We start from the raw sequence: 12,970 nt of genomic DNA, 5'->3' as shown, positions 1-12,970 counted from the left end.
CCGGAGCAAACCGGGCGACTTGTCCACAGGCCCGCACCAAATCCGGGCGCAGCCAGCAGCGATCAGCCTGCATATTTTTCGAACAGCAAAACCCACATCGCACTGACCTGACAGTGCTCGTTTGATCAGCGAGTAATCAGCCCTTTCCCGTTATTGCCGGGTTTAATTTGAGACCTGGTTACTATTAAAAAATATTCTTAAAATCCCCGGCCCGCGGAAACAGCTGATCATTTTTTATACCCGCCCAGTAGTGACGGGCACTGCCGACAGGAAAATATCCACGTCGCACCGTCTACCCACAAATTATCCACAAGTAACCCCTAAGTTATCCGCCTTGAATTACCCCCCCAATCGCATTATCTTGTTGCTCATCCGAGGTCAGACCCCCATATATTGGGTTTTGGAGTGAAAGGCACCCATAGGATTCCCTGTTGAAGGACCTGTTGAAAGCCTTGCCGCTCCCGGGAAAGCCGGCGCGAAGCGCCAAAGCCCGACCACAATATGTTGTGCCTGACCCCGATCGCACCAACAACGCTTGACCAGTAACCATCGCCGCCATTGCGCCGGATCGATGACCTGGCATCGGAACCGACGCGATGTCTTTTTTTACGAAGGTTTTTATCAGAGCCATCACTGAAGACAACAAGACAGGCGCGGTTTAGAACGCAGTTCAAACACGGCAGTTCAACGCAGTACCCCGCAAGAGTTACCCGCACGAAGCCCAGGCTTCGTCATTACTGTTGTGCCCGGTACCTATTGGCGTATCTGACTGGTGAATGCGCTCGTCGCAGGCGTGCGTCGCGGGAAGCGACCCGGCAATCGCCGGTGCGATCAAACGAACCAGGGCCACAAGCCCAACAAAAAGACCAAAGCAAAAACCAAGGCACGTCGAACTCGACACGCACACAAAACTACGGAGAATTTCATGCACACAGAGACAGGGCGCTCTCAGTCTGTGCCAAATGGCACTACCAAGGATTCGGTAACAGACCAGGCCAGCAGCAACACTTCACTGGCTGCCACCGCCCCCGGTCAGGTCCGCGTCATCAAGCGTAACGGCACCGTTGTGCCTTACGATGACGGCAAAATCTCCGTAGCCGTAACCAAAGCCTTCCTCGCGGTTGAGGGCGGCACCGCCGCAGCCTCCAGCCGCATCCACGAGCGCGTGGCCGACCTGGTGTCCCACATCAGCGCCACCTTCAAGCGCCGTATGCCTTCCGGCGGCACCATTCATATTGAAGAGATCCAGGACCAGGTCGAACTGGAACTGATGCGTGCCGGCGAACACAAAATTGCCCGCGACTACGTACTCTACCGTGAAGAGCACGCCCGTCTGCGCAAAGAGAAAGAACAACAGAAAGTCGTTGCCGAGCAGGCCGCAGACACCCACCCGAGCATCCGCGTAAAAATGGAAGACGGCTCCCTGGTGGCACTGGACATGGAGCGCCTGCGCACCATCGTCAGCGAAGCCTGTGAAGGTCTCTCCGATGTGGACGGCAGCCTGATCCTGTCTGAAGCGCTGAAAAACCTGTACGACGGCGTTTCCGAAAACGACATCAACACCGCACTGGTGATCACCGCGCGTACCCTGGTTGAGCAAGAGCCCAACTACACCTACGCCACCGCTTTCCTGCTGCTGGACAAACTGCGCTCCGAAGCCCTGCGCTTCCTGGACGTGGCCGAGTCCGCCACCCAGAAAGAAATGGAAGGCCTGTACAAGCCGGCACTGGCCGCTTACGTCAAGCGCGGTATCGAACTGGAACTGCTCGACCCGGCCCTGGCCAGCTTCGACCTGGACATGCTGGGCGATGCGATCAAGCCCGAGTGCGATCACCAGTTCACCTACCTCGGCCTGCAGACCCTGTACGACCGTTACTTCCTGCACTCCGACGAAATCCGTTTCGAACTGCCGCAGCTGTTCTTCATGCGCGTCGCCATGGGCCTCGCCATCAATGAAGAAAACCCGAACGAGCGCGCGGTCGAGTTCTACAACCTGCTGAGCTCCTTCGACTACATGAGCTCCACCCCGACCCTGTTCAACGCCGGTACCCTGCGTCCGCAGCTGTCCTCCTGCTACCTGACCACCGTGCCGGACGACCTGCACGGCATCTACGGTGCTATTCAGGACAACGCCATGCTGTCCAAGTGGGCTGGTGGCCTGGGTAACGACTGGACGCCGGTACGCTCTCTGGGTTCCTACATCAAGGGCACCAACGGCAAGTCCCAGGGTGTAGTGCCTTTCCTGAAAGTGGCCAACGACACCGCGGTGGCAGTGAACCAGGGCGGCAAGCGCAAGGGCGCTGTCTGTGCCTACCTGGAAACCTGGCACCTGGACATCGAGGAATTCCTCGAGCTGCGCAAGAACACCGGTGACGACCGTCGCCGTACCCACGACATGAACACCGCCAACTGGGTGCCGGACCTGTTCATGAAGCGTGTGTTTGAAGACAAAGAGTGGACCCTCTTCTCCCCGGCAGACTGCCCGGACCTGCACGACCTGTTCGGCGATGCGTTTGAAGAGCGTTTCACCCACTACGAAAAAATGGCCGCTGAAGGCAAGCTCAAGCTGCACAAAAAAGTGCGCGCGCTGGACCTGTGGCGCAAGATGCTGGGCATGCTGTTTGAAACCGGCCACCCCTGGATCACCTTCAAGGACGCGTGCAACCTGCGCAGCCCGCAGCAGCACGCCGGTGTGGTACACAGCTCCAACCTGTGCACCGAGATCACCCTGAACACCAAGGCGAACGACGAGATCGCGGTATGTAACCTGGGCTCAGTAAACCTGTCCCAGCACATCGGCGAAGACGGCAAGCTGGATACCGGCAAGCTGGAAAACACCGTGAAAACCGCGGTGCGCATGCTCGATAACGTGATCGACATTAACTACTACGCCGTGGAGTCCGCGCGTCAGTCCAACATGCGTCACCGTCCGGTGGGCCTGGGCCTGATGGGCTTCCAGGACGCGCTGTACAAGGCGGGCATCTCCTACTCCAGCGATGAAGCCGTAGCCTTCGCCGACACCACCATGGAAGCGATAAGTTACTACGCCATCGAAGCCTCCAGCGACCTGGCGGCCGAGCGCGGCAGCTACTCCAGCTACGAGGGCTCTCTGTGGAGCCAGGGCATCCTGCCGATCGACTCCATTGAAATCCTGGCCAAGAACCGCGGCGAGCAGTTCATCGACCAGGACACCAGCTCCACCATGGAGTGGGATGTCGTACGCAACAAGGTTGCCAGCCAGGGCATGCGTAACTCCAACGTGATGGCCATCGCCCCGACCGCGACCATCGCCAACATTACCGGTGTGTCCCAGTCCATCGAGCCCACGTACCAGAACCTGTACGTGAAATCGAACCTGTCTGGCGAATTCACCGTAGTGAACCCCTACCTGGTACACGACCTGAAAGCCCGCGGCCTGTGGGACAAGGTGATGGTCAACGACCTCAAGTACTACGAGGGCTCGGTGCAAAAGATCGACCGCATTCCGGAAGATCTGAAAGCCAAGTACGCCACCGCGTTTGAAGTGGAGCCGCGCTGGATCGTGGACGCCGCCAGCCGCCGCCAGAAGTGGATCGATCAGGCCCAGTCCCTGAACCTCTACATCGCCGGCGCCAACGGCAAGAAGCTGGACCTGACCTACCGCATGGCCTGGTACCGCGGCTTGAAGACCACCTACTACCTGCGCGCACTGGCCGCCACCACCACGGAAAAATCCACCGTGACCAGTGGCACTCTGAACGCCGTGAGCGCCGGCGGCGCCCCCGCTGCCAGCGCAGCACCGGCACCGCAGGCAGAGCCCGCACCGGCAGCCGTACCCGCGGCTTGCTCCCTGGACGATCCAGACTGCGAAGCCTGCCAGTAAGCCATTTAAAGCCTCTCGGGGGAGAGCAACGCGTGAAGCCACTGACAACAGCGGCCCCCACGCAACCAAGACCATAAGCGCCGCCCCGGCACCGGGCCAAAACTCAACAAAAGAGTGAAACCCGGGTCGGGCGCAGGCCGCACACGACACACTTTCGACCGCCTGTGCCGTCACAGGGGTCACTGGAAAAATAAGGGGAAGTCATGCTGAGCTGGGACGATATCGATTCCAAATCCGAACCCAAAAAAGCCGAACCGCAACCGGTGCCGGGTGCACTGCAATCCGAGCAGCAGGCAGTCACCGAACCCAGCGCTAACTACGAAGTAGAGAGCGCGAGCAGTGCCCCGGCATCGACCGCGGCCCAGAGCCCATCGAGTGCCGCATCTTCCGCCGTGGAAGCCGCGCGTGCCGCGGTAAGCGACCTGGACCCGGCCCCGGGCCTCGAAGAACTGGAAATGGGCGCAGCCCGTATCCAGGTAGACGAAAAGCGCATCATCAACTGCCGCGCCGACCTGAACCAGCTGGTACCGTTCAAGTACGACTGGGCTTGGCAAAAATACCTGGACGGCTGTGCCAACCACTGGATGCCGCAGGAAGTAAACATGAACAAAGACGTGTCCATGTGGAAAGACCCCAACGGTCTGACCGAGGACGAGCGTCGCATCGTGGAATACTCCCTGGGTTACTTCTCCACCGCCGACTCCCTGGTAGCCAACAACCTGGTGCTGGCCATCTACCGCCACATCACCAACCCGGAATGCCGCCAGTACATCCTGCGTCAGTCCTTTGAAGAAGCCATCCACACCCACGCCTACCAGTACTGTGTAGAGTCCCTGGGCATGGACGAAGGCGAAGTCTTCAACATGTACCGCGAAGTACCGAGCGTTGCCAAGAAAGCCGCCTGGAGCCTCGCGCACACCGGCTCCATCAGCGACCCCAACTTCAAAACCGGCACCGTGGAAACCGACCAGGAACTGCTGCGCAACCTGATCGCCTTCTACGCCGTTACCGAAGGCATCTTCTTCTACTGTGGCTTCACCCAGATTCTGTCCATGGGCCGCCGCAACAAGATGACCGGCGTTGCCGAGCAGTTCCAGTACATCCTGCGCGACGAGTCCATGCACCTGAACTTCGGCATCGATGTCATCAACCAGATCAAACTGGAAAACCCGCACCTGTGGACCGAAAAGTTCCAGCAGGAAGTGACCCAGATGATCCTGGAAGGTATGGAACTGGAAGTAGCCTACGCCCGCGACACCATGCCCCGCGGCGTACTCGGCATGAACGCGGCCATGATGGAGGAATACCTCCACTTCATCGCCAACCGTCGGCTCTCGCAGCTCGGCCTGAAAGAACAGTTCCCGGGCGCCCAGAACCCCTTCCCCTGGATGTCCGAAATCATGGACCTGCGCAAGGAGAAGAACTTCTTTGAAACGCGGGTTATCGAATACCAGACCGGCGGTGCGCTGCAGTGGTAAACCACCAGACACATCGACTGTAGAAAAGGAATTACTACAACTAAGAGTCGCTCACAGGAAGAGAGGTATTGAAGCGGGCATAATGCCCGCTTTTTTTATAAAAAACATTGGAATTTAGATTCATGGATTCAAGATATAAAAAGGAATTGAAATGATAGTATTAAGGAATTCCCTAATATTTATAGGGCTAATAGTTTTCACATCAAACACACGAGCTGAATTATCAATCAACCACACCAACAACCCTATTGGTGGCGGAGAGAATTATAGTAATTTGATTCATCCAAATGACGCGACCTACTTCATCAAATACAATGTAAATTTGAGCGAGAAGGAGAAAGAAGATGACGTCAAAGAACAATTACTTAAGATATTACCTTCCGCAAATTGGGGCGATATCATTTATATCGCAGACGACGTCAAAATCGATCTAACAGGAAAATGGAATATTACAGTACCCCCCGGTGTCACATTAGCTTCCGGGAGGGGACGAGAAGGGTCATTGGGGGCGCTTCTGATGACGACAGAGCGCGCCAAGAAACCTTTATTTGAAATTACAGGAAGCCATACACGGATAACAGGCCTTAGGCTACAAGGGCCCACTGTCATATCAGATTTTGATGAACAATGTGAAATGGACGAAGCGACCGGAATTTCAGCAGAAAACGGAGGTGAAACGGCTCTCTTCTCTCACATTCAAATTGATAACAACGAAATGTGGGCATGGCCCCACAGAGCAATTAATGTCACTGGCACACTGGACGCTCATATTCATCACAATCATATTCATCACAACCGTCGCCACGAAAATGATTCTGGCTGTGGAAGCCATGGACTTGGGTATGGAGTTTCTGCGAGTTCTGGAAGTTCCCTGATTGAAGCAAATCTGTTCAACCATAATCGCCATGACATTGCCAGCACAGGGTTGCCTGGTAGTAGCTACGAAGCACGTTACAATGTAGTAGTTGAAGGCAGTATGGATCACAATTTTGATGTTCACGGATGCCAGGACAGGCCAACTCATACAGATTGCCGAGAGGCACCATTTCTTTCCGGTGAATTTATCAGCGTCCACCACAATACCTTTTGGGATAAAGGTGATAACGCAGTAGTCATCAGAGGAATTCCGAGTCAAGGCGGAGAAGTGCACGACAACAGGTTTCGGCAAAAGGTGGAGTTTTCAGGGCCTAGCAACCCGGATGGAGATTCCGCAATATTCCAAAGGTATGCATTGGGAAACCTGACTTACTGGAATAATGAGCTGGACGTTAGTGTATCTCCTGGCTGGTTTATCTCTCACAGCGGAAAGGAGTTCTGGAAGCTTCGCACTTTATCAAGTTATGATCCTAAAGCGTTTTCAAGCGGCGATTTCGACGGTGATGGAGCCCATGACATTTTCCGGGTCAATGGCTCTAAGTGGCTCGTCAGCTTTCAAGGTAAACAAGACTGGCAGCAATGGAATGAAATGCCAATCTCCGCTCAAAAACTGGGTTTCGGAGACTTTAATGGTGATGAAAAAACTGACGTATTCATGACAAATGGGAGTGCATGGTATGTCTCTTGGAGTGGCCAGAGCAACTGGTCATTGCTGAACAGTTCATCCATTCAAATAAATGACTTAAGATTTGGCGACTTTAACGGCGATGATGAAACTGATGTTTGGTATTCGAATGGTAACCAGTGGTTTGTATCCTGGAGTGGGGTAAGTAATTGGTTCCCCCTATCTTCATCTTCCTTTCCCACATCGGATCTCCACTTTGCTGATTTTGATGGAGATAATAAAACGGACATCTTCCGAACTAGCGGTCAGAAGTGGTATGTATCTTGGGGAGGCAACACCCCTTGGGAAGAGTTGGCCAATTCAACTGTAACACTTAAAAACCTATACTTCTGTGATTTTGATGGAGACGGCTCAACTGACGTTGTTCGCGACTCGACTCCCAATGCGTCCGAGAGCTATTGGAAAGTGAGCTTTGGCGCTCAGACTAGCTGGCAAGACCTGAGAGTTTTTCGGAATGCACCTCAACGACCCTCTGATGAATTTATTAGTATTTCGCAAACGTCTCTGGCTGACTTTAACGGTGACGGTAAATGCGATGTTCTTGCTCACCGAGCTTTCTAATATCTCCGGGGCGAAGTAAAAAATTAATCTCGTGAAAATATTAAGTATTAGAAGAAAAGTAAGAACCTAGTAATGGAAGATATTTGCGAATTAAATATCTAAACATTAGTTATCCCCAAAATCTTTAGGAGCTACACGGCGGACATTGATTGTCCGCCAGCCACATATATCCAATAAATGGGGTCAGATCAAACTTTTGGCGTTCAAACACCCAACACAAAAATGAGCCAATAGCTTCACTTTACCGACTACCGATGACCCTGAGCTCGCACTGATCACAGGAGAAGTAACCCGCAATGACCGACAACAGCTGGGATAGCTATGCCGAAGGATGGGACAGTAATAGCGACGTCATCAGCTATTCGGAGCGCGCCTTCCGGTCCCTTACCGACACCCTGAACTGCAAAGGTGCCCGAATCCTGGATTTCGGCTGCGGCACGGGCCTGCTGACTGAACGCCTCGCTCCACTGGCAAGCAGCATCATCGCCCTCGATCCATCGGGGAAAATGCTTGCCGTACTGGAGGCCAAGCAACTGGGCAATGTAACTACCATACAATCCAGCCTGACTCGGGAGCTGATCGACAAGAACAGGCAACTGCAGGAGAGGTTCGACCTGATCGTCGCTTCGTCCGCACTCGCTTTTGTCCCAAACTACAAAGACACAGTACGACTGCTGGCTGAGCTACTGAATAGCAATGGCCGCCTGGTTCAGTGGGATTGGCTGAGGGAGGACGGTAACGAAGATACCGGATTTACCCGTGAGGACATCGCAGCCGCTTTCAGGGACGCAGGCCTTTCCGACATCCAGGTAACCCTACCCTTCTCCATGGGAACAGGTGAAAACCGGATGGACGTTGTAATGGGCATAGGCACCTATCAATAAGACTATGTGGGCTCTGAGCAAGAATTTTCCGGTGAACTAACCAGAACAAACATCCCGCAAAGATTGCTCCCCATTTATGGCGCTCAGACCGCAAAATAGCGCGACCTCCGCGAGAAAGCCTACCCTGTGCCTCGGCTGCTCCTACTATGGGCGTTAGGTGAAAGACTTACCCACATTTAGTTTTGGGGAATGACATGTCAGAGAAGGCAGTGAATGCAGAGCCAGCGCAAACAGTATCCCCTCGCCAGTGGATCAGATTGGTTGTGGTATACCTCCTTATCCCGCTGGTTTTACTGGTATGCGGTGGGGATCTCGGTTGGTGGCAGGCGTGGCTCTATTCCCTACTGATCTTTGCCGCTGGTATAGGCGGGCGCATGTGGGCGGAACAGCGACACCCCGGATTGATAGCCGAACGGCAAAATAGTGAAAATTTCCACAACGCGAAAGTCTGGGACAAAGTACTCGCTCCGCTGATGGCGGTGAGTCTCGTGTTCCCTATGGTTATAGTGGCGGGGCTGGACCACCGCTATCACTGGTCCCCCGAATTCCCGCTATGGCTCATTGTGATTGGCTTCACCTTGATCTCCCTCGGATATGCGTTCGCGACATGGGCTCTGGCAGAGAATCGCTTTTTCTTCAGCGTGGTGTGCATTCGGGCGGATCGAGGGCACGTGGTGTGTGACAGTGGCCCGTACCGGTTTGTGAGGCACCCGGGTTATGCTGGAAATATTTTTCCGCTGCTCGGTATTGTTCTTGCGCTGGGCTCGGTGTGGGCACTGATTCCTGCGGCGGTGGCAACAATCATCACAGTGATTAGAACCGTACTTGAAGACCAGACGCTACAGGAAGAATTGCCCGGCTACCGGGACTATGCACGGCGCGTGCCTTATCGGTTAATCCCCTGGATATACTGAGAGATCTGAGAAAATAGTAAATGGGATCAGGTCAACGTTTTGACATTGCATTACACAATATTGGGGCCAGATTAAACTATTGACGCCCTCTTTCACTAGATGATCAGCCTGTCCGGGCGGAACCCCCTAAGATACAATCCCCATATATTGAGTCGCTGAAATAAAGGATTATTAATGGAGCTGGAGTACCACAACGGCATTCGAATTACGAAATTCCGCCACGAAATGACATCACTCGAAGCCGCTATTCAGAATTACGAAACTCTGGCAAAGCAGTATTACGCCAAAAAAAATGATTGCTCTTTGACTGAACAACAGCGAAAAGTGGAGTGTGAGAAAGCCCTTAAATGTCTCGAGCAAGAACGGGCTCGAATCAATACACTGACCGATATCCAGGCTCAGCTTGAGGCATATCGAAATCAGGGTATACAAGCAACAAGGGGCAACTTGGCGGAAAGGGCAAGTGCGATCAGCACGATGAGCAATGAGAAACATCACCCAACAGAGGTACTAGAAAAGTACATGCGCGCTGAGGGCATCCCGAAGCCCAGCCCACAACACACAGCCCACCATATTGTGCCCGGGAAAGGTAAGCTGAAGGTAGTAACTACCAATACCCGTATGCATCTACATCGACACGGTATTAGGATCAACGACCCAGCTAATGGGGTCTTTCTCGTCTGTAAGGACAAAGATACCCCTCACTGGTCAATGCCAAATTCCAGGGGGCACCTGAAGTACCATACTCACGAATACGAGCAGTGGATGGGACAACGGGTTCAGCGCCTGAACAACATTGATATGATCAAGACACAGCTTCAGGTTATTGGACGAATCTTGCAGGACAATGAACCTAAAACGGCCGTTCAAGCCATCAAGAACGTGTGACCCCATGACCAAAACCTATGCAATACGTAATGATGGATTTGGATACCAGGGCCTGGATCTGACCTTGCTTGATATAGCGCGCTTTGCGCCTGAAGATATTGACCCGGATGCCGTGCTGGACTTCAGTCGCACTAACAGTCAGTTGGCTGAATGGTGGCAGACTCCCGACACCCGGTTTGTATCTAATGAAGGTGTTAGAGACCTGGGTATTCCTGATATCAGCACCTGGATCGGGGCCAGCTTGGTACTCTCACCTAAAGCGTATCGCTACTTGGGAGACACATTGAAGAGCTACGGGGAATTGCTACCGGTAACGGTGGGAAGTGAGACGTTCTTTATTTTCAACTGTACTCAAATGGGCGAAGAGGATTTGGGTGCAAGTGAGTATGAAACACAAGAGGGAATCCCGATTCAATTGCTCAACCTCACTTTCAAGGACTCAGTTCAGGCATTCCCCGTTTTCAAGTCCAGTTACGAATCCTGTCTGACAGTATTCTGTAATGAGCGTTTTATGAGAGCGGTAGAAGACTTCAAACTGACCGGTGTGGTGTTCGATGAAAACTTGGTGCCCCAGTACTGAATTTACGAGATAGCAACCACAAGTAGCCTGAGTAGAACGGCACAGCTCAAATTTCCACCAGGCTATACGGTTCAGCCCATATTCAGCTAGCACCGGTACCATGGTGCCATCCTCAAAACCAAACCCGGCCGTCGCCTCGCGGACGCGGTTTGCTGTGATGGCACCGATGTACCCCCATGAATAGAAGACTGCTGCTGCCCTATTGCTTCGCGATGCTCACAACGGCCGGTTGCAGCATGGCCCCGTATCAGCATTCGCCGGAAGACACGGCCAAACCCGCAGAAAACCCTACCAAAGAACGCCCGCAGGCAGCGAAACCACCCAAACCCAAGCCAGCCCCCTCCCCCTCTGAATTACTCAAGGCAAGCCTGTACCAGCAGCATCAGGTGTGGAAGGGTATTCCCTATCGGCTGGGGGGCATGAGCAGGAGCGGTATCGACTGTTCGGCACTGGTCTACCTGATCTACCGCGACGAGATGGGGGTTGAGCTGCCCCGCACCACCCAGTACCAGTCGGTGGCCGGTAAGGCGATCAAGCAGGGCCAGCTGCGCCCGGGAGACCTGGTGTTTTTCAGGACCGGTCGCCGCGGCCGGCACGTGGGGATCTACATCGAGGACGGCAAGTTTCTGCACGCCTCGGTGTCCAAGGGCGTCACCATCTCGCACATGGCGGATTACTACTGGAAAAGCCGCTACTGGCGGGCGCGCAGGCTGGAACTCGAATCCGGCGGCAAGTCCTGATTCGCCAGTCCAAAGCCTTCATCCAGCCATCCACTGACCCCGCCGATCATCTCCTTCACCGGACGCCCCAACGGTGCCAGCTTCGACGCCGCTTTGCGGAATCTGTTGGATCCGCGCAATAATCCATAACATTCCGAACAACCACTGCCTGTGCCGAGAATATGATTTACGCACTTGCTACCCTGCTTATCGCCGCGCTGATCATCGGCCCCCAGCTGTGGGTCCGCTTTGTGCTGTGGCGGCACTCTAAAGAAATCAGTGATATGCCGGGATCGGGCGCCGAGCTGGCCGAGCACCTGATCGAGCGCTATGAGCTCGAAGGGGTAAAGGTGGTGAAGGCGGGCAAGGATGAAAACTACTATTCGCCGGCGGAGAAAATCGTGGCGCTGAGCCCGGAGGTCTACCATGGCAAGTCGGTGACCGCGGTGGCGGTAGCCGCCCATGAAGTGGGCCACGCGATCCAGTTCTGCCGCGAGGAGCCGATATCAAGGTTGCGGGACAAGTACCTGGGCCGGGCCGGCCAGATCCAGAAAATCGGTGGCTTTATCCTGCTCGCTGCCCCCATTCTCACCCTGCTGATCAAATCGCCGGTGATCTTCCTGTGGATCGGCGTTGTGGCAGTAATCACCATGCTCGCTTCCGCACTCATGTACGTGGCGATACTGCCGGAAGAGTACGATGCAAGCTTCAACAAGGCCCTGCCGATACTCCGGGAGGGCTACCTGCCGGAGCACCTGTTGAACAAGGCACACAGTGTACTGAAGGCCTGTGCCCTTACCTACTTGGCTGGCGCCCTGCTGGATGTGCTGAGGCTGTGGCGCTGGATACGATTTATTCGATAAGCAGTATCAGAAGACACGTTCCGGTGAGAGAGTACGAAATCTGTCTCCCCATTGATCATCAAGGAAGAATCCATGCAGAAATTAACGGGCCGCTGCCTGTGCGAGGCGATCGAATATGAGATCACCGGTGAAATTGGCCCCATATTCAATTGCCACTGCTCAAAATGCCGCCGCTGGCACGGTGCCGCGTTCAGGACCAGGGCAACCATCAAATCCAGTCAGTTCAAATGGCTCAAGGGAGACGAGCATTTATCCGGCTACCACTCATCCGAGAATACGGTGAAAACCTTCTGCTCGATTTGCGGCTCCAGCCTGATCAGCACCTATGACGAAAGCCCGGACAAGATCGGCATCCCACTGGGGGGCCTGGATCAAGCGCCGAGCAACAAGGTGGAAGGGCATTTCTTTGTCGGCTCGAAATCCCCCTGGTACGAGATACCCGATGATCTGCCCCAGTACGACGAATTCCCGGGGTCTCACGAGAAAGTAAGGGAAACCAGTCACGGGGAGTAACACCCGGGCCGGGCCGGGCTCGCCTTGCACCGAATGCGTACCGGATGAAATGATGGTGGAGGAAGTAGTAGTAGCAACGAGAGTTCCGCGACTACCTTTCCCCTTCCATTTATCCTGAGCCTTCTCCCCAATCATTTAACGATCGAC

The 12,970-nt window shown here is 54.2% G+C and carries 10 protein-coding genes; all 10 read left to right on the top strand.

All coding sequences use genetic code 11. From position 1 onward, the window contains the following. Positions 1–925 precede the first annotated feature (925 nt). The gene (locus GRX76_RS08535) at positions 926–3,862 is read left to right on the top strand and encodes a ribonucleoside-diphosphate reductase subunit alpha (RefSeq protein WP_160152925.1); all 2,937 of its coding nucleotides are present in this window, start codon (positions 926–928) and stop codon (positions 3,860–3,862) included. 203 nt (positions 3,863–4,065) lie between these two features. Then, on the top strand, positions 4,066–5,340 hold the full coding sequence (locus tag GRX76_RS08530; RefSeq protein ID WP_160152924.1) for a ribonucleotide-diphosphate reductase subunit beta: 1,275 nt from the start codon (positions 4,066–4,068) through the stop codon (positions 5,338–5,340). A gap of 151 nt (positions 5,341–5,491) precedes the next feature. Then, positions 5,492–7,462 (top strand): VCBS repeat-containing protein, encoded by a 1,971-nt coding sequence (locus tag GRX76_RS08525; RefSeq protein WP_160152923.1) that lies wholly within the window; start codon positions 5,492–5,494, stop codon positions 7,460–7,462. A 296-nt stretch (positions 7,463–7,758) separates the two neighbouring features. Then, positions 7,759–8,346 (top strand): class I SAM-dependent methyltransferase, encoded by a 588-nt coding sequence (locus GRX76_RS08520; protein ID WP_160152922.1) that lies wholly within the window; start codon positions 7,759–7,761, stop codon positions 8,344–8,346. A gap of 209 nt (positions 8,347–8,555) precedes the next feature. Beyond that, entirely contained in the window at positions 8,556–9,260 is a 705-nt protein-coding gene (locus GRX76_RS08515; RefSeq protein WP_201276944.1) for an isoprenylcysteine carboxylmethyltransferase family protein, read from the top strand. A 174-nt stretch (positions 9,261–9,434) separates the two neighbouring features. After that, positions 9,435–10,148, top strand: a complete 714-nt coding sequence (locus GRX76_RS08510; RefSeq protein WP_160152920.1) for an AHH domain-containing protein — start codon at positions 9,435–9,437, stop codon at positions 10,146–10,148. A 4-nt stretch (positions 10,149–10,152) separates the two neighbouring features. Beyond that, positions 10,153–10,728, top strand: coding sequence for a hypothetical protein (locus tag GRX76_RS08505; RefSeq protein ID WP_160152919.1), 576 nt, complete (start codon positions 10,153–10,155; stop codon positions 10,726–10,728). Between the two features lie 176 nt (positions 10,729–10,904). Beyond that, on the top strand, positions 10,905–11,468 hold the full coding sequence (locus tag GRX76_RS08500) for an NlpC/P60 family protein (protein WP_160152918.1): 564 nt from the start codon (positions 10,905–10,907) through the stop codon (positions 11,466–11,468). 161 nt (positions 11,469–11,629) lie between these two features. Further along, positions 11,630–12,310 carry a zinc metallopeptidase gene (locus GRX76_RS08490; protein WP_160152917.1) on the top strand — a complete coding sequence of 227 codons (681 nt, stop codon included), beginning with the start codon at positions 11,630–11,632 and terminating at the stop codon, positions 12,308–12,310. A gap of 72 nt (positions 12,311–12,382) precedes the next feature. After that, on the top strand, positions 12,383–12,823 hold the full coding sequence (locus GRX76_RS08485; RefSeq protein WP_160152916.1) for a GFA family protein: 441 nt from the start codon (positions 12,383–12,385) through the stop codon (positions 12,821–12,823). Positions 12,824–12,970: the final 147 nt, after the last annotated feature.

This window comes from Microbulbifer sp. ALW1, from assembly GCF_009903625.1.
Taxonomy (GTDB): domain Bacteria; phylum Pseudomonadota; class Gammaproteobacteria; order Pseudomonadales; family Cellvibrionaceae; genus Microbulbifer.
The sequence above is the reverse complement of the archived record's forward strand: the minus strand, read 5'-3'. Positions and strand labels throughout refer to the sequence as shown.